Annotated in this window: 24 protein-coding genes and 1 tRNA gene; 17 read left to right on the forward strand and 8 right to left on the reverse strand. The window is 70.1% G+C overall.

Annotation, left to right across the window (positions count from 1 at the left end; all coding sequences use genetic code 11):
* Nucleotides 1–87: 87 nt before the first annotated feature.
* Entirely contained in the window at nucleotides 88–1317 is a 1230-nt protein-coding gene (locus tag V6S67_RS05600) for a multidrug effflux MFS transporter (protein WP_334209306.1), read from the reverse strand.
* A 271-nt stretch (nucleotides 1318–1588) separates the two neighbouring features.
* Between V6S67_RS05600 and V6S67_RS05605 the strand changes: the two genes are divergently transcribed.
* From V6S67_RS05605 to V6S67_RS05635, 7 genes are all read left to right on the forward strand, one after another.
* Nucleotides 1589–3022, forward strand: coding sequence for a sugar porter family MFS transporter (locus V6S67_RS05605; protein ID WP_334209307.1), 1434 nt, complete (start codon nucleotides 1589–1591; stop codon nucleotides 3020–3022).
* Nucleotides 3023–3163: 141 nt separating this feature from the next.
* Nucleotides 3164–3970: a phage holin family protein gene (locus V6S67_RS05610; protein ID WP_334209308.1), complete on the forward strand. Its 807-nt coding sequence runs from the start codon at nucleotides 3164–3166 to the stop codon at nucleotides 3968–3970.
* A gap of 119 nt (nucleotides 3971–4089) precedes the next feature.
* Nucleotides 4090–4713, forward strand: a complete 624-nt coding sequence (locus tag V6S67_RS05615) for a CDP-alcohol phosphatidyltransferase family protein (protein ID WP_334209309.1) — start codon at nucleotides 4090–4092, stop codon at nucleotides 4711–4713.
* The gene (locus tag V6S67_RS05620; RefSeq protein WP_334209310.1) at nucleotides 4701–5576 is read left to right on the forward strand and encodes a DMT family transporter; all 876 of its coding nucleotides are present in this window, start codon (nucleotides 4701–4703) and stop codon (nucleotides 5574–5576) included. Before V6S67_RS05615 ends, V6S67_RS05620 begins: the two co-directional genes overlap by 13 nt.
* 47 nt (nucleotides 5577–5623) lie before the next feature.
* Nucleotides 5624–6859, forward strand: a complete 1236-nt coding sequence (locus V6S67_RS05625) for a glycosyltransferase (protein ID WP_334209311.1) — start codon at nucleotides 5624–5626, stop codon at nucleotides 6857–6859.
* A gap of 74 nt (nucleotides 6860–6933) precedes the next feature.
* A tRNA-Ile gene (locus tag V6S67_RS05630) sits at nucleotides 6934–7007 on the forward strand.
* Between the two features lie 195 nt (nucleotides 7008–7202).
* Nucleotides 7203–8393 (forward strand): acyl-CoA dehydrogenase family protein, encoded by a 1191-nt coding sequence (locus tag V6S67_RS05635; protein WP_334209312.1) that lies wholly within the window; start codon nucleotides 7203–7205, stop codon nucleotides 8391–8393.
* On the opposite strand, the gene V6S67_RS05640 is transcribed toward V6S67_RS05635, so the two are convergent.
* Complete coding sequence (locus V6S67_RS05640) at nucleotides 8390–9055, reverse strand: murein hydrolase activator EnvC family protein (RefSeq protein WP_334209313.1); 666 nt, start codon at nucleotides 9053–9055, stop codon at nucleotides 8390–8392. The genes V6S67_RS05635 and V6S67_RS05640 overlap by 4 nt on opposite strands.
* 369 nt (nucleotides 9056–9424) lie before the next feature.
* Between V6S67_RS05640 and rpsB the strand changes: the two genes are divergently transcribed.
* The 6 genes from rpsB (at nucleotide 9425) to V6S67_RS05670 (ending at nucleotide 14629) form a co-directional block, all read left to right on the forward strand.
* A complete protein-coding gene (gene rpsB, locus V6S67_RS05645; RefSeq protein WP_334209314.1) occupies nucleotides 9425–10369 on the forward strand; it encodes a 30S ribosomal protein S2 in 945 nt (314 codons plus the stop codon).
* A gap of 134 nt (nucleotides 10370–10503) precedes the next feature.
* Nucleotides 10504–11340, forward strand: coding sequence for a translation elongation factor Ts (gene tsf / locus V6S67_RS05650; protein WP_334209315.1), 837 nt, complete (start codon nucleotides 10504–10506; stop codon nucleotides 11338–11340).
* A gap of 173 nt (nucleotides 11341–11513) precedes the next feature.
* On the forward strand, nucleotides 11514–12254 hold the full coding sequence (gene pyrH / locus V6S67_RS05655; protein WP_334209316.1) for a UMP kinase: 741 nt from the start codon (nucleotides 11514–11516) through the stop codon (nucleotides 12252–12254).
* 132 nt (nucleotides 12255–12386) lie between these two features.
* Nucleotides 12387–12944 carry a ribosome recycling factor gene (gene frr / locus V6S67_RS05660; RefSeq protein WP_104050822.1) on the forward strand — a complete coding sequence of 186 codons (558 nt, stop codon included), beginning with the start codon at nucleotides 12387–12389 and terminating at the stop codon, nucleotides 12942–12944.
* On the forward strand, nucleotides 12944–13978 hold the full coding sequence (locus tag V6S67_RS05665; protein ID WP_334209317.1) for a phosphatidate cytidylyltransferase: 1035 nt from the start codon (nucleotides 12944–12946) through the stop codon (nucleotides 13976–13978). The genes frr and V6S67_RS05665 overlap by 1 nt, the downstream gene beginning before the upstream one ends.
* Nucleotides 13979–14053: 75 nt before the next feature.
* Nucleotides 14054–14629, forward strand: coding sequence for a DivIVA domain-containing protein (locus V6S67_RS05670; RefSeq protein ID WP_334209318.1), 576 nt, complete (start codon nucleotides 14054–14056; stop codon nucleotides 14627–14629).
* Between the two features lie 16 nt (nucleotides 14630–14645).
* On the opposite strand, the gene V6S67_RS05675 is transcribed toward V6S67_RS05670, so the two are convergent.
* From V6S67_RS05675 to V6S67_RS05690, 4 genes are all read right to left on the reverse strand, one after another.
* Nucleotides 14646–16106 carry a sodium/solute symporter gene (locus V6S67_RS05675; RefSeq protein ID WP_334211535.1) on the reverse strand — a complete coding sequence of 487 codons (1461 nt, stop codon included), beginning with the start codon at nucleotides 16104–16106 and terminating at the stop codon, nucleotides 14646–14648.
* A gap of 97 nt (nucleotides 16107–16203) precedes the next feature.
* A complete protein-coding gene (locus V6S67_RS05680) occupies nucleotides 16204–16590 on the reverse strand; it encodes a hypothetical protein (protein ID WP_334209319.1) in 387 nt (128 codons plus the stop codon).
* An 18-nt stretch (nucleotides 16591–16608) separates the two neighbouring features.
* Nucleotides 16609–17328 carry a LytR/AlgR family response regulator transcription factor gene (locus tag V6S67_RS05685; RefSeq protein WP_334209320.1) on the reverse strand — a complete coding sequence of 240 codons (720 nt, stop codon included), beginning with the start codon at nucleotides 17326–17328 and terminating at the stop codon, nucleotides 16609–16611.
* Nucleotides 17329–17347: 19 nt separating this feature from the next.
* Complete coding sequence (locus V6S67_RS05690; protein WP_334209321.1) at nucleotides 17348–18532, reverse strand: histidine kinase; 1185 nt, start codon at nucleotides 18530–18532, stop codon at nucleotides 17348–17350.
* Nucleotides 18533–18754: 222 nt separating this feature from the next.
* Between V6S67_RS05690 and V6S67_RS05695 the strand changes: the two genes are divergently transcribed.
* Both V6S67_RS05695 and V6S67_RS05700 read left to right on the forward strand, forming a co-directional pair.
* A complete protein-coding gene (locus tag V6S67_RS05695) occupies nucleotides 18755–19138 on the forward strand; it encodes a DUF485 domain-containing protein (protein ID WP_334209322.1) in 384 nt (127 codons plus the stop codon).
* 23 nt (nucleotides 19139–19161) lie between these two features.
* Nucleotides 19162–20769 (forward strand): solute symporter family protein, encoded by a 1608-nt coding sequence (locus tag V6S67_RS05700; protein WP_334211536.1) that lies wholly within the window; start codon nucleotides 19162–19164, stop codon nucleotides 20767–20769.
* A gap of 87 nt (nucleotides 20770–20856) precedes the next feature.
* Here V6S67_RS05700 and V6S67_RS05705 read toward each other — a convergent pair whose 3' ends face one another.
* A complete protein-coding gene (locus V6S67_RS05705) occupies nucleotides 20857–21429 on the reverse strand; it encodes a TetR/AcrR family transcriptional regulator (protein WP_334209323.1) in 573 nt (190 codons plus the stop codon).
* Nucleotides 21430–21505: 76 nt separating this feature from the next.
* Entirely contained in the window at nucleotides 21506–21982 is a 477-nt protein-coding gene (locus tag V6S67_RS05710) for an Lrp/AsnC family transcriptional regulator (protein ID WP_334209324.1), read from the reverse strand.
* A gap of 181 nt (nucleotides 21983–22163) precedes the next feature.
* Between V6S67_RS05710 and pdhA the strand changes: the two genes are divergently transcribed.
* The gene (gene pdhA / locus V6S67_RS05715; RefSeq protein WP_334209325.1) at nucleotides 22164–23321 is read left to right on the forward strand and encodes a pyruvate dehydrogenase (acetyl-transferring) E1 component subunit alpha; all 1158 of its coding nucleotides are present in this window, start codon (nucleotides 22164–22166) and stop codon (nucleotides 23319–23321) included.
* Nucleotides 23321–24355, forward strand: coding sequence for an alpha-ketoacid dehydrogenase subunit beta (locus V6S67_RS05720; RefSeq protein WP_334209326.1), 1035 nt, complete (start codon nucleotides 23321–23323; stop codon nucleotides 24353–24355). The genes pdhA and V6S67_RS05720 overlap by 1 nt, the downstream gene beginning before the upstream one ends.

Raw genomic sequence — 24355 nt, forward strand, 5'->3', positions numbered from 1 at the left:
CCGCCTGACCGGACTGACCGACCCGGGCGTCAGCCGGAGCCGCCGCCCGACCGGACCGACCGACCCGCGTGTCCGCCGGAGCCCGCGCTAGTGCAGTGCGGGCACGGTCCGCGGGCGGACCACCGTCCACAGGAACACCACGCCCAGGGCGATGCATGCGGCCATGACGAGCGCCATCGGGGTGGCGGACTCGATCCCCTCGCCCAGCAGGCCCACGAGCGGGGAGATGACGCCGGCGGTCCCGAACGTCACCGCGCCCAGCAATGACGCGGCCGTCCCCGCCTGCGCCCCGTTGTTGATGAGCGCCAGCACCTGCACGCACGGGAAGATGAAGCCCGTGGCCATGATGTAGAACCACAGGGGGATCGCCGTCCCCCAGAAGCCGAGGCCCAGCTGGTCGAAGGCCAGGATGAGCATGGCCATGACGAGCTGGACGACGGTCGCCGTCACGATCACCCACTGCGGCCCCATCCGTCGGAGTACCCGGGAGCTGATCTGCACGCCGGCCACGATGCCGAGGGAGTTGATCGCGAAGAGCAGCCCGTACTGCTGCTCGTTCAGTCCGTACGGGCCCTGGAAGAGGAACGGCGAGGCCGACAGGTAGGAGAACAGGCCGGAGAAGTTCATGCCGCCCACCAGCAGGATGCCGATGAAGATCCTGTCGCCCAGCACCGCGCGGTACCGCTGGCCGACGGTCAGCCCGGAGCTGCGGCGGTTCTCCTTCGGCAGGGTCTCGATGATGAACAGGCTCACGGCGATGATCACCAGCACGCCGTAGCAGGCGAGGAACCAGAAGATGCCCGGCCAGGGGAAGAGCAGCAGCAGCTGCGATCCGATCACCGGGGCGAAGATGGGCGCCATGCCGTTGACGAGCGCCATGTAGGAGAGCATGCGCACGAGGGTGTACCCGCCGAAGAGGTCACGGACCATGGCCATGGCCACCACGCCGCCTCCTGCCGCGCCGATGCCCTGAAGCACGCGGAACACCATGAGCGCATTGATGTCGTCGGAGGAGGCCGCACCGATCGAGGCGCCCACGTGCAGGGTGGTCGCCAGGATGAGGGGCAGGCGGCGGCCGATCTTGTCGCTGAGCGGGCCGACGAGCAGCTGCCCGGCCGCGAAGCCGATGATGGTGCCCGTGAGCGTCAGCTGCACGGCGGCCTCGGAGACGCCGAGGTCCGACTGCAGCGCGGGGAACGCCGGGAGGTACAGATCGATCGTGAACGGGCCGAGGGCCGTGAGGGTGCCGAGGATGAAGACGTAGATGATCTTCTCGCGACGGGAGAGGGTGTCGCCGGGGTGGGTGAGGGTACTCAAGATGCGGCCTAACAGAGCGGGCTGGGACGGGGACGGAGCGGCATCGACCGCGGCGGCCCGGCGACGGCGGCGGAGCGGCTTCCACGGAGCAACCGGTGAGTCACGGGGGACAATATGGTTGCTAGGGCGAATCAATGGTGCTTTCATCCTAGGGCCCCCGTCAACCCTCGGCGCCCACGGCAAACCCCGGGCGGCCGCGGATCGGAGCTGCTAAGCATGCTTCGGACTGACGTAGGGTGATGGGACACGGAACGAGCAGGGAGAACGGCATATGAGTGGGAACGGCACCGAGCCCGAGGCAGAGCAGTCACCGAAGCACCTGGCGCGGGTCATCGGGATCACCGTCGCAGCCGCCGTCGGAGGCCTATTGTTCGGGTTCGACACCGCCGTCATCAACGGAGCGGTCGATTCCATCCAGGGCGAGTTCGACCTGAGCCCGAGCGTCCTCGGCTTCACCGTCGCCATCACCCTGCTGGGCTGCGCGGCGGGTGCGTGGTTCGCCGGCGGGCTGGCCGACCGGTGGGGCCGCAAGAAGGTCATGGTCGCGGCCGCGTTCCTGTTCGCCATCAACTCCGCGGGGTCGGCCTACGCCTTCTCCGAGTGGGACCTCATGGCCTGGCGGCTCGTCGGCGGCCTCGCCATCGGCATCGCCTCCGTGATCGTCCCCGGCTACATCGCGGAGATCGCACCGTCCAGGTGGCGCGGCGGCCTCGCATCCGTGCAGCAGCTGGCCATCACGGTCGGCATCTTCGCCGCCCTCCTGTCCGATGCGTCCCTCGCCAATGCCGCCGGGGGCGCCGACGGCGAGCTCTGGTGGGGCCTGGCCGCGTGGCGCTGGATGCTCCTGGTGGGCGTGGCGCCCGCCGTCGTCTACGGGATCCTCGCGCTCGTGATCCCGGAGTCCCCGCAGTTCCTCATCCGGGCCGGCCGCGACGCCGAGGCCACGCGCGTGCTCTCCCGCGTCTCGGGCGTCCGGGACACCGAGGGCAAGATCGGACAGATCCGGGAGAGCTTCGAGCGGGAGGACCGTGCGAGCTACCGCGACCTGCGCGGACCCGCCTTCGGACTGCAGCCCATCCTGTGGGTCGGCATGGCGATCGCCGCGCTGCAGCAGCTCGTCGGCATCAACGCGATCTTCTACTACTCCACCACCCTGTGGAAGTCGGTGGGCTTCAGCGAGAGCGATTCCTTCACGACGTCGGTGATCACCTCGGTCATCAATGTGGCCATGACCTTCGTCGCCATCTTCTTCGTCGACCGCGTGGGGCGCCGCCGGCTGCTCCTCATCGGGTCCGTCGGCATGACCGTCGGCCTGCTCGCCGCGACGCTCGCCTTCCTGCAGGCGCAGGGCACGGGGGAGGAGATCACCCTGCCAGGCGCATGGGGTCCCATCGCGCTCGTCGGCGCGAACCTCTTCGTCATCTTCTTCGCCGCCACCTGGGGTCCCGTCATGTGGGTGACCCTGGGCGAGATGTTCCCCAACCGCATCCGGTCGATCGCCCTCGGCGTGGCCACGATGGTGAACTGGGTGTTCAACTTCATCGTCACCCTGACGTTCCCGTGGGTCAGCGAGAACTTCGGCCTCTGGATCATGTACGCGGCGTTCACGATCTTCGCCGTCCTGTCCTTCGTCTTCGTCCGCACCCGTCTCCCCGAGTTCGCGGGCAAGGACCTCGAGGACAACGCGGAGCTCTCCACCGCGTGAGGCGCCCGCGCACTACTCCATCCGGACCGTCCATGGCCCCCGGAGGCGCTGCGCCCGCGGCGCGGAAACCGGGTGGGCGCCCGGTGGTAATTTTGGTTCAGCCAATGTCCAGCAACAAACTCACGAATGGAGGCAGGGCCTATGAACAGCTCGGCTAGTACGCGCGGCAAGCGGTCCACGGGCTCGCTGTCGCTGGTGGGACTCGTCAGGCTCCTGGCGCGCCTGACGCCGCGCCAGATCAGCGACGAATTCTCGATCGCCGTCGAGCAGATGAAGCAGAAGGGGATCAAGGCCGGCATCGCCGCCGCCTTCCTCGTCGTCGCGCTGGTCTTCGTGCTGTTCTTCGCCGTGGCCCTCGTCGTCGCAGCCATCATGGGGCTCGCCGAGCTCATGCCGGCCTGGCTGGCGGCGCTGCTGGTCGCCCTGCTCTTCCTCGTGATCGCCGGCGTCCTCGCGCTGATCGGTGTCTCGCGCCTCAAGAAGCAGCTCCCCCTGGTCCCCGAGGACGCCATCCGTGGCATCCGGTACGACCTCGGCGTGCTGAAGGAGGGCCGCAGCTTCGACCCGGCAACACTCGACGTCAAGAAGCCGAAGCCGGACAAGGACCGCAAGGACGACGCGAAGGACGCCAAACCCAAGGAGCCCACGCCGTCGTACGAGGAGCTGCGGAACCGTTCCGGCGAGCGCCGCACGCATATCGCGGAGGCCCGCGATTCCCTCGGGTCCCGCGCGGACGTCAGGTCGCGGCTGGGCAAGGCCCGGCACCGCTCGGCGCAGGGCGGCTCGCAGCCGGCCGGCTCGAAGGACGGCGAGCGGGTGGCCGCGGTCGCCGTCCGGCGCGACGTGCCCCTGAACACGACCCTCGCCGACCGGTGGAAGCCGCTGAGCGTCCTCGCCGCGTCCGTCGCCGCGATGCTCGTGATGCTGCGCAGGCTGCTCAGCAAGTAGGACCGTGGTCCGTCGGCAGCCCAGGCGGCCGCTCGCCCGTCATCCATCCCCGCACGCCGTTGCGGGCGGGACGGGGGAGCGGCCGCCTGCCTGCATAATGGGGTGGGGAGGCACGGGTGATGAGATCGATCGGCGCGGGAGCACGGACCGGCAGCGGGGGCACTGAGCTCGCGACGGCGTGGACCCTGCCGAACCTCATCACGATCGTCCGGTTCCTCGGCGTCCCCCTCTTCGTCTGGTTCGTCATGCAGCAGCGGTACGGGGCAGCGGTCCTCGTGCTCGTGGTGGTCGGCTCCACCGACTGGGTGGACGGCTTCGTCGCCCGCAGGCTCCAGCAGGTGTCGACGGTGGGGAAGTGGCTCGACCCGCTCGCCGACCGCACGGCCATGATCGTGGTGGCCGTCGTCTTCGTCGTCGACGGTATCGCGCCGGCCTGGTTCGTCTGGACCATCGTGGTCCCGGACATCATCCTCATCATCAACGCGCTCGTCCTCTTCCGCGGCCCCCTGCACCTGCCCGTCATCATGGTCGGCAAGATCCGGACCGCGCTGCTGCTCGTCGGGGCGCCGCTGCTCCTGCTGCACCGGGTGGAGGGCTTCGGCCAGGACTGGATCCTCCTCGTCGCCCAGGGGGTGCTCGCGGCCGGGTGCGTCCTGCACCTCATCGCGTTCTCCGCCTACTTCAGGGCGGCACACCTCAGGTACCGGCTGGAGCGGGCCGAGCAGCAGTCGTGCCCGTCCTAGCCATCGGGCTGGCGCTGCTCGGCGCCGTCTTCCTCGCGTTCGGAGCGCAGCGCCAGGGCAGCGCCGTGCGTGCGAACACCGGCGGGCTGTCCCTCTCCTCGTCCGGCTTCACGCGCCTCCTCGCCAACCCCCGCTGGCTGTTCGGGCTCTTCCTGCTCGGCGCCGGGATGGCACTGAACGTGGTGGCGCTGTCGCTGGCGAGCCTGACGGTGGTGCAGCCCATCGGCGCGATCGCCCTGGTGATCACCACGATCGTCAACTCGCGCGACCAGGGCATCCGGATCAACCGTCCCACCGTCGCGGCCATCACCGCGTGCGTCGCGGGCAGCGCGCTGTTCGTGCTCCTCGCGGTGAACGTCACCCGTGAGAACCACGCCGTCGACCCCGCCCAGGAACTCTCCGTGGTGCTCCTGCTCGGTGCCGCCGTCGTGGTGTTCGGCTCCCTGGCCGTCGTCGGGCGGCACCGCCTCAACGCCTTCGCGTACATCCTCGGAGCCGGCGTCCTCTTCGGTTTCGTGGCCGTCCTCACGAAGATCGTCGCGGGCCACCTGCTGGACCCGAACGGCCGGTTCCTGCTGAACGTGCCCGTCCTGACCCTGGTGGCCCTGGTCGCGGCCGCCGGCCTCGGGTCGTGGTTCGTGCAGAGCGCCTACGCCACGGGACCGCCGGATCTCGTCATCGCCGGTCTGACGGTCATCGACCCCATCGTCGGCATCGCGGTGGGCATCACCATCCTCGACGAGCTCCAGCCCGCTGTCCGGACCGTGACGGCGCTGGGCATGGGCGCCGCGGCGCTCGTTGCTATTGTGGGGGTGGTCGCCCTGTCGCGCCATCATCCCGATGTCGTGAAGCGGCAGCGCTGACCCACCTGCTCCAGTTCCGTCCAGCACACCGACGTAGGGATCCTCGCGTGAGCCACCCGGCTGATTCAAAGCCCCTGACCATCCTGATCGCCGCGGACACCTATCCGCCCAACGTGAACGGGGCGGCCCAGTTCGGGTACCGGCTGGCGAAGGGCATGAACGGGCGCGGCCACGACGTCCACGTCCTCGCTCCCCGGTCCTCCAACGGCAGGAGCTTCACGGAGCCCGGCGGCGACTGGACGGTGCACCGCCTCCGCTCGCACAGCGTGCCGACCCACGATTACTGGCGCATCTGCTACCCCTGGGAAATCCGGCGCGACATCAGCCTGCTGTTCGACCGGGTGCAGCCCGACGTCGTGCACATCCAGTGCCACTACATGGTGGGGGAGTACACGCTCTACGAGGCGGTGCGGCGCGGCATCCGCGTGGTGGCCACCAACCACTTCATGCCCGAGAACCTCAACCCCTTCCTGCCGTTCCCCGAATGGTTCAAGAAGGTCATCGCCCGGAACTCCTGGAAGGACATGGGCAAGGTGATGGGAAAGGCCGCCGCCGTCACCACCCCCACGCCCCTCGCGGCCAAGGCCATGCGGGACCACGCCTTCCTGACCGAGGTGCTGCCCGTGTCCAACGGGATCGATTCCGCCGCGTACGAGGTGCAGCCCGGTGAGGTCGTCGAGCCCCACGAGCACCCCACGGTCCTGTTCGTCGGTCGGCTGGCCGAGGAGAAGCACGTGGACGTGCTCATCGACGCGGTGGCCAGGACGCCGGAGCACCTGCGCGTCCACCTCGAGATCGTCGGAGGCGGCGAGGTGAAGCCGGCCCTGCAGGCCCAGGCCGCGCGCCTCGGCATCGCGGACCGGGTCACCTTCCGCGGGCTGATCGACGACGACGAACTGCGCAGGAGCTACATCCGCGCCTCCCTGTTCTGCCAGCCCGGCACCGCCGAGCTCCAGTCGCTCGTCACGCTCGAGGCGATGTCCGCCTCGACGCCGGTGCTGCTGGCCAACGCCATGGCGCTGCCGCACCTGGTGTCCGACGGCGAGAACGGCTACCTGTTCACGCCGGGCGACGCCGAGGAGCTCGGCTCCCGGATCACCCAGATCCTCGAGCTGTCGCGTGAGGACCAGCAGAGGATGGGCGCGGCCAGCCGCGCGATGGTGGGGCGGCACGACATCACCACGACCCTCGAGACCTTCGAGGGCCTGTACTACGGGACGCTCTCACCGAGCGACGTCGCCGCCGGCCGCGCCTCCGTCCCGGCCGGCGGAGCGGCCGGATAGGGCCGCATACAATGGGACCTGCGCCGGCGGCCGGGTGGATCCCGCGGCCGGTGCATCCGGGGCGAAGGCCCCGCGGGGCTGTAGCTCAGCTGGTTAGAGCAGCGGACTCATAATCCGTTTGTCCTGGGTTCAAGCCCCAGCAGCCCTACTGCACGCCATCGGACCGCGTCACCTCCTCGAGGTGGCGCGGTCCTGCTGTTGGGGGGGCGCTCCTCCAGGCCCCTACTGGCGCCCTAAGTTACTGGCGGGTAACATGTTGTCCGGAGCGCTGGAAGCATCCGCCCCATGGCCCGCCCGTTCGAGTGAGATTCCGGTCGCCGACGACCGGAGCGAAGGAATTCCGATGAGCAAGACGTCGATCGATGTGAACAACCTGCCCTACGCCGACGGCGACTTCTACGCCTTCGAGGAACTCCTGTCCGACAAGGAGCGCTCCCGGCTCGAGGAGCTCCGCTCCTGGCTCACCCGCGAGGTCCGCCCGAACGCCGTCGAGTGGTGGAACAAGGGCGTCTTCCCCCAGGACCTGATCCCGAAGCTCGCCGAGCTCGACCCCATGAGCCCTGTCCGCCGCCAGGGCTACTCGAACCTCTTCGCCGGCATCATGCATGCCGAGTTCACCCGGGCGGACACCTCGATCGCCACGTTCATGGGCGTGCACGACGGCCTCTTTACGGGCTCGATCGAGGCACTCGCGTCGAAGGAGCAGCAGGAGGAGTGGCTGCCGGACATCTACGCGATGAAGAAGATCGGGGCGTTCGGCCTCACCGAGCCGCTCGGCGGATCCGACGTGGCCGGCGGCACGCGGACCACCGCGCGACGCGACGGGAACTCGTGGGTCCTCAACGGCGCCAAGCGCTGGATCGGCAACGCCACCTTCTCCGACTGGGTGGTCGTCTACGCGAGGGACCTCGAGGACAACCAGGTGAAGGGGTTCCTCGTGGACACCGCCACCCCGGGCTTCTCGTCGACGAAGATCGAGAACAAGATCGCCCTGCGCACCGTGGAGAACGCGGACATCGTCCTCGACGACGTGGTCGTGTCCGACGACTTCCACCTCAAGGGCGCCAACAGTTTCCGTGACACCAACAAGGTCCTGAAGGTCACCCGCCTCGCCGTCGGGTGGCAGGCCGTGGGCCAGCAGCTCGCGGCGTTCGACGTCGCCCGCCGCTACGCCGTGGAGCGCGAGCAGTTCGGCCGGCCGATCGCCAGCTTCCAGCTCGTCCAGCAGCAGCTCGTCCAGATCCTCGGCAACGCGATGAGCTCCATGGGCATGATGGTGCGCCTGTCCCAGCTCGAGGACGCGGGCAAGGCCAAGGATGAGCAGTCAGCCCTCGCCAAGGCCTTCACCACGGCGCGCATGCGCGAGAGCGTCGCCGCTGGACGCAACATCCTCGGCGGCAACGGGATCGTCGCCGACTACGAGATGGCGAAGATCTTCTCGGACGCCGAGGCCGTGTACTCCTACGAGGGCACGCAGGAGATCAACACGCTCGTGGCCGGCAGGTCGATCACGGGAATCGCCGCCTTCGTCTAGCCCCCGGCCCCCGCGCCTGTGGCGTCGAGCGGCAGCAGGACCGACGGGCGCCGGTCCGTCACGAACGACAGCGGGTCCACGTACTCGCCGTCCACGCGCACTCCCCAGTGGAGGCAGCCCCCGCAGTGGCCACGCGGGGGACCGGGGCCGACGCCGTCGAGCGTGGCCACCGCCTGCCCGCCACTGACGCGCTGACCCTTCACCAGGTCGGTGGTGACCGGTTCGAAGCTGCTGACCCGCCCGCCTCCGTGGTCGATCGACAGCACGCCCCGGTCCACCACAGTGCCCGCGAAGGACACGACGCCGTCCGCCGGGCTCAGCACGGCGGCGGGCGCCGCGCCGGCCAGGTCCACGCCGCGGTGCCCCCGCTGCCACGGACGCGGAGGCTTCTCGAAGGGGCGGAGGACCGCAGGGGCGGGCGTCAGCGGCCAGGTCCACTCCGGCACGAACGCCGGACTCCGGCCGGGCTCCTGCCCCGCCGACCCACCGGCCCCCGCGACGAGCACGACGGCGGCCAGGACGGCGGCCAGGACGACGCCCAGGACGGCCGGGACGACGGAGTGCAGGACATCCCGGAGCGCACCGCGACCTGCCGTGGAACCACCGCCCGGGTGCCCCGGACGAGCGGGGGAGGGCGGCACCGGCGGGTTGGACGTACGCATGCTGCCATCCTGTCGCTGCCGCGCGCGGCGGAGCGCGCGGGCGGGGCTATGTGGACAAGGGTCCGGCGGATCCTGCACCACCCCTGTAGTACACTTGACCGAGCAGTCTGCTGCTCCCTACCACCCGGTGCCCCTGGCGCCGGCACGGGCCGGGAACCCCAGGCTGACTACGCGTGCCCGCGATCCGGTGTTCCCGAAGAACGCCGGAGTGCCCTCCCCGCGGTCCGGTGAGAACCGGTACGGGAGGGGATGTCACGATGACGACCAGGCACCAGGACGTACCGGCCACCCCGGCCGGTACCGAGACAACCGTCAACAAGCTTCAGGCGGCGCACTGCGCCCGAGCCGAAGCTGAAAGAAAGGCAGAACATGCCAGTCGTAACCATGCGCCAGCTGCTCGACAGCGGCGTCCACTTCGGTCACCAGACCCGCCGTTGGAACCCGAAGATGAAGCGCTTCATCTTCACCGAGCGCAACGGCATCTACATCATCGATCTCCAGCAGTCGCTGGGCTACATCGACCGCGCGCACGAGTTCGTCAAGGCCACCGTCGCCCACGGCGGGACCGTCCTCTTCGTCGGTACGAAGAAGCAGGCCCAGGAAGCGATCGCCGACCAGGCGACGCGCGTCGGCCAGCCCTACGTCAACCAGCGCTGGCTCGGTGGCATGCTCACCAACTTCCAGACGGTCTCCAAGCGCATTCAGCGCATGAAGGAACTCGAAGAGATCGACTTCGACGACGTCGCCGGCTCGGGCCACACGAAGAAGGAGCTCCTGCTCCTCAAGCGTGAGCTCACCAAGCTGCAGAGCAACCTCGGCGGTATCCGCAACCTGACCAAGGCGCCCTCGGTCGTCTGGGTCGTCGATACCAAGAAGGAACACCTCGCCATCGACGAGGCGAAGAAGCTGGGCATCCCCGTCGTCGCGATCCTCGACACCAACTGCGATCCCGACGAGGTCGACTTCCCGATCCCGGGCAACGACGACGCCATCCGCGCCGTCAACCTGCTCACCCGCGTCATCGCGGACGCCGTGGCCGAGGGCCTCATCGCCCGCCACAACCGCTCCGGCAACAACGACGCGGCAGCAGCCGAGGAGCCCATGGCCGAGTGGGAGCGCGAGCTGCTCCAGGGCAACGCCGACGCCGCGACCGCTCCCGAGGCGGCCGCAGCACCCGAGGCCGGGACCGCCGCCCCCGAGGCAGCAGCCCCCGCCGCCGACGAAGCCCCTGCAGGCCTGCAGGCGCCGATCGCCGAGGAAGTCCCCGAAGCAGTGGCTCCCGTCACCGAAGCCGCAGCAGACGACACCAAGTAGTTCCCGGTGCGTAAGGGGTGTGGGTGAAACCACGCCCCTTACGCATGTTCCGCGGATGTTCATCGCGGACGTCCGTACCGCGGGCCCCGGCCCGCGGATGCTTGTCGTAGATCCACATCAACTTAGGAGTTCGTATGGCAAATTTCACTGCCGCTGACATCAAGGCCCTGCGCGAGCGCACGGGCGCCGGCATGATGGACGTCAAGAAGGCCCTCGACGAAGCCAACGGCGACGCCGACAAGGCCCTCGAACTGATCCGCATCAAGGGCCTCAAGGGTGCGACGAAGCGCGAAGGCCGTTCGACGGCCGAGGGCCTCGTGGCAGCACGCGTCGACGGCACCGTCGGCGTCATGGTCGAGGTCAACTGCGAGACCGACTTCGTCGCGAAGGCCGGCCCCTTCATCGACTTCTCCAACAAGGTGCTCGCCGCGGCCATCGAGTCCGGTGCCTCCGACGTCGAGAGCCTCCTGGCGTTCGAGCTCGAGGGCAAGCCCGTCTCCGAGCACGTCATCGAAGCCGGCGCGCTGCTCGGCGAGAAGGTCGACGTCCGTCGCATCGCCCGCGTCGAGGGCCAGATCGTCGACGCGTACCTGCACAAGACGTCCAAGGACCTCCCCGCGCAGGTCGGCGTGCTCTTCGCCGTCGAGGGTTCCGGTGACACCGCCGTCGAGGCCGCACACGACGTGGCCGTGCACATCGCCGCGTACTCGCCCACCTACCTGACCCGCGAGGACGTCCCCGCCGAGCTCGTCGAGTCGGAGCGCCGCATCGCCGACGAGACCGCACGCGCCGAGGGCAAGCCCGAGCAGGCCCTGGCGAAGATCGTCGAGGGACGCCTCACCGGCTTCTTCAAGGAGGGTGTCCTGCTCGACCAGGCCTTCGCGAAGGACGCCAAGAAGTCCGTCGCCACGGTCCTCAACGATGCAGGCGCCAAGGCCACGGCCTTCGCCCGCTTCCGCGTCGGGGCCTAGGCCCGGACCCGTTCCGTAGCACGAAGGAGGGCGGCCGCCTGCCAGGTGGCCGCCCTTTCCTGTGCCGGGGAGGCGCGCCGTATCCTGTAACGGGTCCGGCAACATCCCCACCGCTCGCACCCCCGGCCGTCCGCTCCGGACCGGCCCCCAGTTCTATGCCCGGGAGGCACCTCATGGACACCACTTCGACTGTTGCGACGGATGGTACCGGGCGCCGGCGCCGGGTCCTCCTCAAGCTCTCCGGCGAGGTGTTCGGCGGCGGCAAGCTGGGCGTCGACCCCGAGACCGTCCGCTCCGTGTCGAAGCAGATCGCAGCGACGGTCGATGACGTGGAGGTGGCCATCGTGGTCGGGGGCGGGAACTTCTTCCGCGGCGCCGAACTCTCGCAGAGCGGCATGGACCGCTCGCGCGCCGACTACATGGGCATGCTCGGCACCGTCATGAACTGCCTGGCGCTGCAGGACTTCCTCGAGCAGGCGGGTGTCGAGACGCGCGTGCAGAGCGCCATCACGATGGGGCAGGTGGCCGAGGCGTACATCCCGCGGCGCGCCATCCGCCACCTCGAGAAGGGGCGCGTGGTCATCTTCGGTGCCGGCGCGGGCCTGCCGTACTTCTCGACCGACACCGTCGCCGCGCAGCGCGCCCTCGAGGTGCACGCGGACGAGGTCCTCATGGCCAAGAGCGGCGTGGACGGCGTCTACACCGCCGACCCCCACAAGGACCCGACGGCGGAGAAACTCGACACGCTCTCCTACGACGAGGCCCTGCGCCGCGACATCCGCGTCATGGATCAGACCGCCATGACCATGTGCAAGGACAACAACCTGACCATGGTGGTGTTCGGCATGGAGGGCGAAGGCAACGTCACGCGGGCCATCCGCGGCGAGAAGCTCGGGACCGTCGTCACGGCCTAGCGGTCCGCCCGGCCGGTCGCGACGGGCTGGGCAACGCGGCCCCGCCCTCGCCCGGACGGGGCACCCCCTTGAACTAGGATTGAACACTGGAACGGTTGCCGTGCAGCCGACTGCGGAGCGAAGGAGCACATTGTGATCGAAGAGACCTTGCTGGAAGCCACCGACAAGATGGACAAGGCCGTGGAGGTTGCAAAGGACGATTTCGCGACGGTCCGCACGGGCCGCGCCAACGCGTCCCTGTTCTCGAAGGTGGTGGTGATGTACTACGGCGCTCCCACCCCGCTGCAGCAGCTGGCCTCGTTCCAGAACCCGGAGGCGCGGACGCTGCTCATCACGCCGTTCGACCGCACGGCGCTGAACGACATCGAACGCGCCCTGCGCGACTCCGACCTCGGCGCGAACCCCTCCAACGACGGCAACGTGATCCGCGTGGTCCTGCCCGAGCTGACGCAGGAGCGGCGCAAGGAATACGTGAAGCTCGTGAAGACCAAGGCGGAGGACGCGAAGATCTCCGTCCGCAACATCCGCCGCAAGGCGAAGGACGGCATCGACAAGGCCGTCAAGGACGGCGACGCCGGCGAGGACGAGGGCTCACGGGCCGAGAAGGAGCTCGACGCCCTGACGAAGTCCCGCGTGGACCTCATCGACGAGCTGCTGAAGCGCAAGGAAGCGGAGCTGCTCGAGGTCTGATGGCTGACCACGATCCTCCCGGCGTCGGACCGGCGACCGGGCCCGAGACCGGGACAGACGCCGGGACGGACGCCGGACCACACAACGGCCGCGTCGCCGTCGCACCCGGCGGCACGCCCGCCGCGCCGGAGCCCGGCTCCCGCAGGGCACTGCGTGCCGCTCGCCTCCCGGGCCACAGGCTGCTCCGCCGCCGGCGCCGGCCCAGGACCCCCGGGCAGGCATCACGCGCGGGACGCAACCTGCCGGCCGCGATCGGCGTCGGGGCGGCGCTCCTGATCCCCACCCTGGTGGGCCTGCTGTTCTTCCCGGTGGTCTTCGTCGGCATCGTCACCCTCTTCGCCCTCGTCGGTGTGTGGGAGACCTGCCGCGCCCTCGAACTCCGACGCATCCACGCGCCGCTCGCGCCCACCCTCGCCGGGACGCTCGTGCTCCCGTTCGCCGCCTACTTCGGCGGCGGCGAGGGGCTCGCCGCAGCCACCGTGCTGTCCGTCCTCGCCCTGTTCGTCTGGCGCACCATCGATCCCGCCCCCGACGCCGGCAAGAGCCTCATGGCCGGGACGTTCACGCTGCTGTGGGTGCCGTTCATGCTGAGCTTCGCGATGATCCTCATGCGCGCGGAGGGCGGCTTCCTCGTCATCGCCACGCTCCTGCTGCTCGTCGTCGCCAACGACACGTTCGGGTACCTGATCGGTGCCTTCTTCGGCAAGCACGCGATGGCGCCCAAGATCAGCCCCAAGAAATCGTGGGAGGGCTTCGGCGGGTCCATCGGCGGCGCGCTCGTCGTCGGCGGGCTCTGCTCCGTCTTCCTCATGGGACGGCCCCTCTGGGTGGGCCTCGTGCTCGCCGTCGTCATCGTCGCCTCGGCGACCGCCGGGGACCTCGCAGAGTCGATGATCAAGCGGGAACTCGGCGTCAAGGACATGGGCAACCTGCTGCCCGGCCACGGCGGGGTGATGGACCGCCTCGACTCGATCGTCTTCGCCTCCCCGATGGCGTACCTGCTGTCGGCTACATTGGTTCCGGGCTTGCTGTAACCGCAGGTCAGAGGGCATGCCGGGGTTGCCGGGGCCCGGTCTCACGAGGGTTTGATCACGAAGGACAGAAATACGATGCATGTCGCTCGCCCGGGCAGCTCTCCGTTCGCGCGCGTCGGACGCACCGAGTTCGGCTACAACACGCGCCAGGTGGACCGGTTCCTGACGAAGGCCCGCGGGTACTACAACGCGGACGACCCGGACAGCGCCATCACCAGCAAGGACGTCCGCGCCATGGCGTTCGATCCGGCCAGGGGCGGGTACGAACCGCAGGCCGTGGACGCCGCGCTGGACCGCCTCGAGGACGTCTTCGCGCTGCGGGAGCGCGACCACCTCATCCGGACGCAGGGCGAGGACGCGTGGCTGCGGCAGGTCGGCCGGTCGGCCGCCGTCCTGCGCAAGCGGCTCCACCGCCCGGCGGGGGAGCGGTTCCGGCGCCCCACGACGAAGGACGCCCCCAGCTACGACGTCGAGGACGTCGACCGGCTGTGCGACGAACTACTGCGCTACCTGGAGCACGAGGTCCCGCTGAGCGTCGACGTGGTGCGCCGCGCGGTGTTCCGGGAGGCCCGGGGAGCCGACGGGTACGAGGAGAACCAGGTGGACGTGTTCCTGGACCGCGTGGTGGAACTCATGGCGGGCATCGACTGACGCACCGCCGGCGGCCCTACCGCGGTTCGGGGGTGTGCAGCCGCGCGAGGACGCGCGACGTCGACGCAGGCCGCCGTCCCGCCGTCGCCCGCGAGACCAGCACCATGGTGAGGAACGCCGTCGGGACGGTCCACAGGGCCGGCTGACTCAGCCACACCCACTGCTCGCCCGCGCCCGTCAGTGCCGCCGCCGCGATCGCCCCGCCGCACGAGAGGGCGCCGGCGAGCATGCCCGCGATGGCACCGGCGTCCGTGAGGCCCCGCCACCAGATGCCGAGGAGCAGCAGCGGGCAGATGGTCGAGGCCGTGAAGGCGAAGACGGAGCCCACGCTCCCGGCCAGCGCGAGGCTGTCGGTCAGCAGCGCGATGCCGAGCGGGACTGCCGCGGACAGGAGGGCCGCCGCCCGGAAGCCGCGGACGCTGCCCTGGAAGAACTCCTGGCTGACCACCCCGGCGAGCGACACCACGAGGCCGCTCGTCGTGGACAGGAACGCGGCGAAGGCCCCGGCGGTCACGAGGGCGGACAGGACGTCACCGCTCACCCCGCCGAGGATGCGCCCGGGCAGCAGCAGCACCGTCGCATCCGCCGCACCCGCGGCCGCCAGTTCGGGGGTGTGGATGCGGCCGAGGATCCCGTAGACGGTGGGGAACAGGTAGAACACCGACAGGAGCCCGAGCACGATCAGCGTGGTCCGGCGCGCCGAGGCGCCGTCCGGGTTCGTGTAGAAGCGGACGAGGACGTGCGGCAGGCCGAGCGTGCCGAACAGGAGCGCGATGACGAGCGAGATGGTGCCGTACAGCGGGGCGTCCGCCGTGGTGTCCAGGTCCGCGGTGAACGCGCTGCCGCCGCCGGTGACCGGCAGGCCGGCGTCGCCGAGGCGGACGAGCATGAAGACCACCGGGACGGCGAGGGCCGTCAGCTTGAGCCAGTACTGGAACGCCTGCACGAATGTGATGGAGCGCATGCCGCCGGTCACCACGCTTAGGCACACCACCACCACGACGGCGAGCGGTCCGGCCCACGCTGGCAGGCCCGTGGTGACCCGGACGGTCAGGGCCGCGCCGTGCAGCTGCGGCACGATGTACAGCCAGCCGATCACGACGACGAGCAGGCTGGTCACGCGGCGCACGAGCAGGGAGTCGAGCCTCGCCTGGGCGAAGTCGGGGATGGTGTACGCGCCCGAGCGGCGCAGCGGCGCGGCGACGAACAGCAGCAGCATGAGGTAGCCGGCCGTGTAGCCGATCGGGAACCACAGGGCGTCCACGCCGGAGATGAGGATGAGCCCGGCCACGCCGAGGAAGCTGGCCGCGGAGAGGTACTCGCCGCCGATGGCGGAGGCGTTCCACCACGGGCGCACGGTCCGGGACGCCACGTAGAAGTCGCCGGTGGTCCGCGAGATGCGCAGCCCGTAGATGCCGATGAGCACGGTGCTGAGCGCCACGAGGACGAGGGCCGTGTAGCCGATGGCGGGGCTCAGCCGCAGGAGGTCGTCGTCGAGCACCGACGTCATGCCGTCAGCCATCCACCCGGTCATCCACTCGGTCATCCACCCGGTCATCCACCCGGTCGTCCCCTCAGTCATCGTCGACGAGGTCCTGGAAGCGCCGCTCGTTGCGGGTCGCGCTGCGCACGTAGAGGACGGCGCAGCCGATGACGAGGGGGTAGATGCCGAGGCCGAGGAGCAGCCACGGCACGGGCACGGTGAGGACCGTGACGCCGTCGATGGCGGGGAACAGCGCGAGCAGCACCGGGATGCCGATGAGGATGACGAGGAAACCGGCCGCGACCACGAGCGCCAGACGCAGCTGCGACCTGATGAGGGACGCGACGAACAGCTGCCCCACCTCCGACTGCTCGGCCATCTCGCGGGCCACGGGGAAGGACGCCCCGGTGGCCCGGGCGGCCGTCCTCGGCGCCGTGACCCGCACCCGGCGCGGCGCTGCGGGCTGTTCCTCCGTCATCCCTGGATCCGGCGGCCGTCAGTGGCTCGGGCGGAGGCGCGTGGCCTCGAGCTTCTCGCGCACGTCGGGGAGGTGCCGGCGGCTGACCGGCAGTTCGGCGTCACCCACGAACAGGCTCGCGCGGCCCGCGCCGATCCGGACCTGCCGCACCTGGTCCATGGAGACGAGGTAGGAGCGGTGCGTGCGCAGGAACCCGGCCTCGGCCCACTGGCGCTCGAGGTCGTTCAGGGGGATGCGGATGAGGTAGCTCGCCTCGGCGGTGTGCAGGCGCGCGTAGTCGCCCTGGGCCTGGACGTACAGGACGTCGTCGCGCCGGATCATCCGGCTCACGCCGCCCTGGTCCACGGTGATGACCTCCGGTGCCGTGCCGGAGCCCTCGGCGAGCTCGCAGACCCTGCGGACGGTCTCCGCGAGCCGCGCGGTCCGCACGGGCTTCAGAAGGTAGTCGACGGCGCGCAGGTCGAACGCCTCGAGGGCGCGGTCCTCGTCCGCGGTGACGAAGACGACGGCGGGCGGGCGGGCGTACCGGGAGACCACACGGGCGATGTCGAGCCCGGAGAGGGCCGGCATGTGGATGTCGAGGAAGAGGGCGTCGACGCTGTGCAGCTCGAGGGCCCGGAGCACGTCCGCCCCGCTGGAGGCCCGGTGGATGGTCCCGATCCGGGCGTCCTTGCCGAGCAGGAAGGCCAGCTCCTCGACTGCAGGGAGCTCATCGTCGGCGATGATGACATTGACCATGGGTTACAGGTTACGCGTCCTACGCCTGGTGCTCGGGCTGCGACTTGGGCACGCGCAGGGTGATGAGCGTGCCGGCGCCGGGCGCGGTGTCGATGATGAGGCCGTGGTCGTCCCCGTACACCTGGCGGAGGCGGGAGTCGACGTTCCGCAGGCCCACGTGGACGCCCTCGGTGTGGCCCGCGAGGACCGAGCGCAGGTGGTCCGGGTCGATCCCCACGCCGTCGTCCTCGATGGTCACCTCCGCGAACGGCCCCACGTCGTGCGCGGTGATGGTGATGTTCCCGACGCCGTCCTTCGAGTCCAGCCCGTGGCGCACCGCGTTCTCGACGAGGGGCTGGAGGCTGAGGAACGGGATGACGGTGCTGAGGACCTCGGGGCCGATCTCGAGGCTGACGCGGAGGCGGTCGCCGAACCGCGCGCGTTCGAGCAGGAGGTAGCGGTCGATGCTGCGCAGCTCCTCGGCCACGGTGGTGAAGTCGCCGTGGCGGCGGAACGAGTAGCGGGTGAAGTCCGCGAACTCGACCACCAGTTCCCTGGCCCGCTGCGGATCGGTGTTGATGAAGGACGCGATCGCGTTCAGCGAGTTGTAGATGAAGTGCGGGCTGATCTGCGCGCGCAGCGCCCGGACCTCGGCCTCGGCCAGGAGGCGGCGCGACGCGTCCAGTTCCGCCAGCTCCACCTGCGTGGACACCCACCCGGCGAGTTCGTTGGTGGCGCGGACGAGGCCGGCGTTGACGTCGCCCGCGAACGCGCCCACCGTGCCCACCACGCGGTCGTCCACGCGGATGGGGGAGAGCACGAGCTCGCCGAGATCCGGGCCGAGCGCCTCGAGGCGCTGCCGGCGGACGATCTGCGTGCGCCCGCTCTCGAGGACCTGCCGCACGAGCGGCATCACGTCCGGCGGGGTGCCGCGCCCGCCCTCCCACGCGAGCACGCCGGCGGCGTCGCTGATCATCAGCACGTCGCAGCGCAGCAGGCCGCGCAGGTGCCGGCTTGCGCGGGAGGCGCCCGCCGGCGTCAGGCCCTCCCGCAGGTGCTCCGAGGCGAGGGCCGCCGTGTGGAGCGTGGCGTACGTGGCGCGGTCGGCGTCGGACCCGAGGTCGCGGTACGAGCGGGACAGCCGGAAGCCGAGCGACGCCACGACGGCGAGGGTGATCACGGCCACGGCACACACCAGGGCGGTGTCGACGGCGGCGCTGAACATGGGCCCAGCGTATCGTCCGGCCGCCGGCCTGACCGACCCGTCCGTCGTGCGCGGTGACCGTTCGGCGCACCCGGCTGCGCACTCGGCGACGCGCGGCGCGGTGCGGGTGGCCTCCTCCTCCGCCGTGCCGCACAGTGATGGGAGTCACACCGGCGTGCCCTCCTGCGCGGCCGTCCCTGCCGTAACGCGCCCGGGTGACTCCCAAGAGAAGAAGGAGGAACCATGGGTTCGCACCCAGCAGAGCCGGACGCCGGTTCCGGTGCTGCCGTCGACTTCACCGACGTCCAGCAGACCGAGCAGTTCAAGGAACTGCGCAAGCGCCACCGCAGTTTCGTGTTCCCCATGGCAGTGTTCTTCCTGCTCTGGTACTTCGCCTACGTGCTGCTGGCCGACTACGCGCACGAGTTCATGGCCACGCCGGTCTTCGGCAACATCAACATCGGCATCATCCTCGGGCTGCTGCAGTTCGTCAGCACCTTCGCCATCACCATGTGGTACGTCAGCTACGCCAACCGGCGCCTCGACCCGATCGCCGCAGAGCTGCGGCACGAGCTCGAGGAAGCCGCACCCGAGGCCTTCATCGACCCCGCAGGAGGAACCAAGTGACCGCTCCCACTGCGGCCGTCCGCGTGCCGCTCCAGACCGCAGAGGTGACGACGGTGGGTTCGCCGCTGCTCAACATCGCCATCTTCGGCCTGTTCGTCGCGATCACCCTCGTGATCGTGCTGCGCGCCAGCCGCAACAACAAGACGGCGGCCGACTACTACGCAGCCGGACGCTCCTTCACCGGCGGGCAGAACGGCACCGCCATCGCGGGCGACTACCTGTCCGCGGCGTCGTTCCTCGGCATCGTGGGCGCCATCGCGATCAACGGCTACGACGGCTTCCTCTACTCGATCGGCTTCCTCGTCGCCTGGCTGGTGGCCCTGCTCCTCGTCGCCGAGCTGCTGCGCAACACCGGCAAGTTCACCATGGCCGACGTGCTGTCCTTCCGCCTCAAGCAGCGGCCGGTCCGGATCGCCGCGGCCATCACCACGCTCGCCGTCTGCTTCTTCTACCTGCTCGCGCAGATGGCCGGCGCGGGCGGGCTCGTCTCGCTCCTGCTCGGCATCAACGACCGCCTGGGCCAGTCCGTGGTCATCACGGTGGTCGGCGTCCTCATGATCATGTACGTGCTGATCGGCGGCATGAAGGGCACCACCTGGGTGCAGATCATCAAGGCGTGCCTGCTGATCGCGGGCGCGTTCATCATGACGGTCTGGGTCCTGGCCCTGCACGGCTTCAACCTGTCCACCCTGCTCGGCGCAGCCATCGAGACCTCCGGCAACGCCGCCATCACTAGCCCGGGCCTGCAGTACGGCCTCAGCGCCATCACGCGCCTGGACTTCCTGTCGCTGGCGCTCGCCCTGGTCCTCGGCACCGCGGCCCTGCCGCACGTGCTCATGCGCTTCTACACCGTGCCCACGGCGAAGGAGGCGCGCCGCTCGGTGGTCTGGGCCATCTGGCTCATCGGTGCGTTCTACCTGTTCACCCTCGTCCTCGGCTACGGCGCGAGCGCCCTCATCGGCGCCGAGCGCATCGCGGCCGCTCCCGGCGGCGTCAACTCGGCGGCCCCGCTCCTGGCCTACGAGCTCGGCGGGTCGATCCTGCTCGGCCTCATCTCCGCCGTCGCGTTCGCCACGATCCTCGCGGTCGTCGCGGGGCTCACCATCACGGCGGCCGCCTCGTTCGCGCACGACATCTACGCGAGCGTCATCCGGCGCGGCAAGGTGGACCCCGACGGCGAGGTCAAGGTCGCACGGCGCACCGTCGTCGTGATCGGCCTGCTCTCGATCCTCGGCGGCATCGGCGCGCAGGGCCAGAACGTCGCGTTCCTCGTGGCGCTCGCCTTCGCGGTGGCGGCCAGCGCCAATCTGCCGACCATCCTCTACTCCCTGTTCTGGCGGCGGTTCAACACGCAGGGAGCCATCTGGAGCATGTACGGCGGGCTCGGCTCGGCCATCCTGCTGATCGCGCTCTCGCCGGTCGTCTCCGGCGGTGAGAAGTCGATGATCCAGAGCGCCGACTTCTCCCTGTTCCCGCTGAGCAACCCGGGCATCGTGTCCATCCCGCTGGCGTTCTTCCTCGGCTGGCTGGGCACCATTCTGTCCCGCACGAAGGAGGATCCGATGAAGCAGGCCGAGATGGAGGTCCGCTCGCTCACCGGTGTCGGCGCCGAGAAGGCCACCGACCACTGACGGTCCCCCTACCGCTCGAGGCCGTCCCACCTGTCGGTGGGGCGGCCTCGTCCGTCTGCGGGTCGGGGCTCGAGGGGAGTGGGGCGTTCAGGGTTCGAGGAGTCGGAGGACCGCGGCGAGGGTTGACGGCATGCTCACGGTGGGGTCGTAGAGCCACTGCAGCTGGATGCCGTCGAAGGTCGCGATGATGATGCGCGCGGCGTCCTCCGGGTCGATGTCGGAGCGGACCTCACCCCGCTCCTGCGCACGCGCGATGTCCCCGGCGGTCGCCGCCACCACCCACGCATAGCGGTCCCGGAAGTAGTCGCGGGCGGCGTGGCCGGGCCGGGTGGCCGTCGCGGAGGCCACGGCGAAGAGGGCGGTCAGCCCGGGCTGCTGCGCGTTCCGCTCCGCCACGCGCGGCAGGTCGGCGAGCGACGCGGCCGTCCTGCTGTGCTCGGTGTGCTGGTCGTCGCGGTCGGCGAGGACGGCCGTGAGCAGGTCCTGCTTGCCGGTGAAGTAGTGGAACAGGGTCGCCTCCCGGATGCCGGCGCGTTCGGCCACGAGCTTCAGGGTGGTGCCGTCGAAGCCTTCCGCGGCGAAGACCTCCGCGGCGACGGCGAGCAGCTCGCGTCTGCGCTCGACGCCCTTGGCATAGGATCCCCGCGCCCGTCTGTCCATGCGACGAGTGTAGGGCGGTCGTGTACGGGACCGGGCGGGGCCGGGCGGTCGCGTACGGGACCGGGCGGTGCGGCGGTCAGGCCGGTGGGCGTGGCCCGCGGGCGAGCAGCGGCTCCACCCGGAACGGGATGAGCTCGCCCATCGCGAGCGAGGTGTCGCAGCGCTCCACGCCGTCGCAGGCGAGGATCTTGCCGTTGATGCGGAACAGATCCTCGGCGTCGACCGCGACCACCCGGACGAGGATGTCCGCCTGGCCCGTCACGCCGAACGCCTCCACCACCTCGGGCACGGCGCCGATGCTGCGGGTGATCGCGGCGAGTTTCTGCTGCTGCACGTGGACGTGGATGAAGGCCGTCAGCGGGTAGCCCAGCGACACCGTGTTGATCCGCCGCTCGAAGGAGAGGAACACGCTCTTCTTCTCGAGCTGGGCCATCCTCGCCTGCACCGTGTTCCGGGACAGGCCCAGCTTCTGGGCGAGGGCGACGACGGTGCGCCGCGGGTCCTTGGCCATGGCCTGCAGCAGGCGGGTGTCGGTGAGGTCGAGGGGTTGCATAGTGCGCAACGCTAACACGGCGGGGTGGGCCGCAATAGTGCACTCTGCTCAATGGATGAGCGAACGGTTGTGCCTCTTGCCCCCTGTGAGTAGGGTCACATTCACTCCGGGTAAAGGCGCCCGGAGCCCTCCACACGACCGATCGATGGAGGGTTGCCTGCGAGTACGAAGGTTGCGTGCAATGACCCAGGATGGCTCCTCACCGGACCAGGCGAGCGGCACGGTGCACCCCGGCCCCTCCCGTCCCGGCGCCGACGAGCTCGTGCAGCTCGTCGATCCCCACGGCGTCCGCCACCCCCACGGACACTACGACGACCTCGTGGCCGACGTCGACGGCCCCGCCCTGCGGAAGCTCTACGAGGACATGGTGGTGGTACGGCGCATCGACGCCGAGGCCACCGCGCTGCAGCGCCAGGGGGAGCTCGCGCTCTGGCCCCCGCTCCTCGGCCAGGAGGCCGCGCAGATCGGGTCCGGCCGGGCCCTGCGAGCCGACGACTTCGTGTTCTCCAGCTACCGCGAGAACGCCGTGGCCTACTGCCGCGGCGTGGACCTCGCCGATCTCCTCCGGGTATGGCGCGGCAATGCCTCCTCGGGCTGGGACCCGTACACCGTCAACATGGCGACCCCGCAGGTCATCATCGGTGCGCAGACCCTGCACGCCACCGGCTATGCGATGGGCATCCTCAACGACGGCGCCGACGCCGTCGCCGTCACCTACTTCGGTGACGGCGCCACGAGCCAGGGCGACGTCAACGAGGCCATGGTCTTCGCGGCGAGCTACCAGGCGCCGGTGGTGTTCTTCTGCCAGAACAACCACTGGGCCATCTCCGAGCCGGTGGGGCTGCAGGCGCACGTGCCGATCGCCCGCCGCGCACCCGGATTCGGCATCCCGTCCGTGCGCGTCGACGGCAACGACGTCCTGGCCTGCCTCGCCGTGACGCGCGAGGCCCTCGCCCGGGCACGCTCGGGCGGCGGACCCACCTTCATCGAGGCGGTCACCTACCGCATGGGACCCCACACGACGGCGGACGACCCCACGCGCTACCGCGACGCGAACGAACTCGAGGACTGGGCGGCCCGGGACCCGCTGGCGCGGCTCGCGACCCTGCTGGACTCGCTCGGCCTGCTCGACGCCGACTACACCGACTCTGTGAAGGCGAAGGCCGACGCCGTCGCCGCCGAGCTGCGCGAGGGCTGCCTCTCGATGCCGGAACCGGCACCCTCGGACGTCTTCCGGCACGTGTACAGCGAGCCGAATTCCTGGCTGGACCGCCAGCAGGACCACTACGAGCGGTACCTAACCTCCTTCGCCCAGGCCCCCCAGGAAGGATCCCGCTGATGTCCACGATGACGTTCGGCCGCGCGATCAACGCCGGCCTCCGCCGCGCCATGGACGAGGACCCCAGGGTGGTCCTCATGGGGGAGGACATCGGCAAGCTCGGTGGTGTCTTCCGCATCACGGACGGCCTGCAGAAGGACTTCGGTGCGCACCGTGTCCTCGACACCCCGCTGGCCGAGGCCGCCATCATGGGCACCGCCGTCGGCATTGCCTACCGCGGGTACCGTCCCGTGGTGGAGATCCAGTTCGACGGCTTCATCTACCCGGCCTTCGACCAGATCGTGTGCCAGGTCGCCAAGCTGCACTACCGGACCCAGGGTGCCGTGAGGATGCCCCTCACCATCCGGGTGCCCTTCGGTGGCGGCATCGGGTCACCGGAGCACCACTCCGAATCGCCCGAGGCCTACTTCACGCACACCTCCGGCCTGCGGGTGATCAGCGTCTCCAACCCGCAGGACGCCTACACGATGATCCAGCAGGCCATCCGGTGCGACGACCCCGTCCTGTACTTCGAGCCCAAGCGCCGCTACCACGTCAAGGGCGAGGTGGACGAGGCGTCCGATCCGGCGTCGTCGGACATGGGGGCCGCCCGCGTGGTCACCGAGGGCACCGACGTCACGCTCGTGACGTACGGCCCGCTCGTCCCCACGGCCCGCGACGCCGCGATCGCCGCGTCCGACGACGGCATCTCGATCGAGGTGATCGACCTCCGGTCCCTCGCGCCGATCGACTTCGCGACCGTCGAGGCGTCGGTGCGGAAGACCGGCCGGCTCGTCGTCACCCACGAGGCCGCGCAGTCCGGGGGCCTGGGCGCCGAGATCGCCGCGAGTATCACGGAGCGGTGCTTCGACCACCTCGAGCACGCCCCGGTCCGCGTCACGGGCTTCGACATCCCGTACCCGTACTCCAAGCTCGAGTTCCACCACCTGCCGGACCTCGACAGGATCCTCGACGGCGTGGACCGCGTCATGCGCCGGCCGAACTCCCTGAGCGGACTCGACGCGCCGTCCACCACCGAAGGAGCAGCACAGTGA

The sequence above is a fragment of the Arthrobacter sp. Soc17.1.1.1 genome (assembly GCF_036867195.1).
GTDB lineage: Bacteria > Actinomycetota > Actinomycetes > Actinomycetales > Micrococcaceae > Arthrobacter_D.

Coding starts and splice junctions, on each gene's coding strand:
- V6S67_RS05605 (WP_334209307.1), top strand. CDS start 1,589: ATGAGTGGGAACGGCACCGAGCCCGAGGCAGAGCAGTCACCGAAGCAC.
- V6S67_RS05680 (WP_334209319.1), bottom strand. CDS start 16,590: ATGACGGAGGAACAGCCCGCAGCGCCGCGCCGGGTGCGGGTCACGGCG.
- V6S67_RS05635 (WP_334209312.1), top strand. CDS start 7,203: ATGAGCAAGACGTCGATCGATGTGAACAACCTGCCCTACGCCGACGGC.
- pdhA (WP_334209325.1), top strand. CDS start 22,164: ATGACCCAGGATGGCTCCTCACCGGACCAGGCGAGCGGCACGGTGCAC.
- pyrH (WP_334209316.1), top strand. CDS start 11,514: ATGGACACCACTTCGACTGTTGCGACGGATGGTACCGGGCGCCGGCGC.
- V6S67_RS05665 (WP_334209317.1), top strand. CDS start 12,944: ATGGCTGACCACGATCCTCCCGGCGTCGGACCGGCGACCGGGCCCGAG.
- rpsB (WP_334209314.1), top strand. CDS start 9,425: ATGCCAGTCGTAACCATGCGCCAGCTGCTCGACAGCGGCGTCCACTTC.
- V6S67_RS05710 (WP_334209324.1), bottom strand. CDS start 21,982: ATGCAACCCCTCGACCTCACCGACACCCGCCTGCTGCAGGCCATGGCC.
- V6S67_RS05720 (WP_334209326.1), top strand. CDS start 23,321: ATGTCCACGATGACGTTCGGCCGCGCGATCAACGCCGGCCTCCGCCGC.
- V6S67_RS05610 (WP_334209308.1), top strand. CDS start 3,164: ATGAACAGCTCGGCTAGTACGCGCGGCAAGCGGTCCACGGGCTCGCTG.
- V6S67_RS05685 (WP_334209320.1), bottom strand. CDS start 17,328: ATGGTCAATGTCATCATCGCCGACGATGAGCTCCCTGCAGTCGAGGAG.
- V6S67_RS05695 (WP_334209322.1), top strand. CDS start 18,755: ATGGGTTCGCACCCAGCAGAGCCGGACGCCGGTTCCGGTGCTGCCGTC.
- V6S67_RS05670 (WP_334209318.1), top strand. CDS start 14,054: ATGCATGTCGCTCGCCCGGGCAGCTCTCCGTTCGCGCGCGTCGGACGC.
- tsf (WP_334209315.1), top strand. CDS start 10,504: ATGGCAAATTTCACTGCCGCTGACATCAAGGCCCTGCGCGAGCGCACG.
- V6S67_RS05690 (WP_334209321.1), bottom strand. CDS start 18,532: ATGTTCAGCGCCGCCGTCGACACCGCCCTGGTGTGTGCCGTGGCCGTG.
- V6S67_RS05640 (WP_334209313.1), bottom strand. CDS start 9,055: ATGCGTACGTCCAACCCGCCGGTGCCGCCCTCCCCCGCTCGTCCGGGG.
- V6S67_RS05615 (WP_334209309.1), top strand. CDS start 4,090: ATGAGATCGATCGGCGCGGGAGCACGGACCGGCAGCGGGGGCACTGAG.
- V6S67_RS05705 (WP_334209323.1), bottom strand. CDS start 21,429: ATGGACAGACGGGCGCGGGGATCCTATGCCAAGGGCGTCGAGCGCAGA.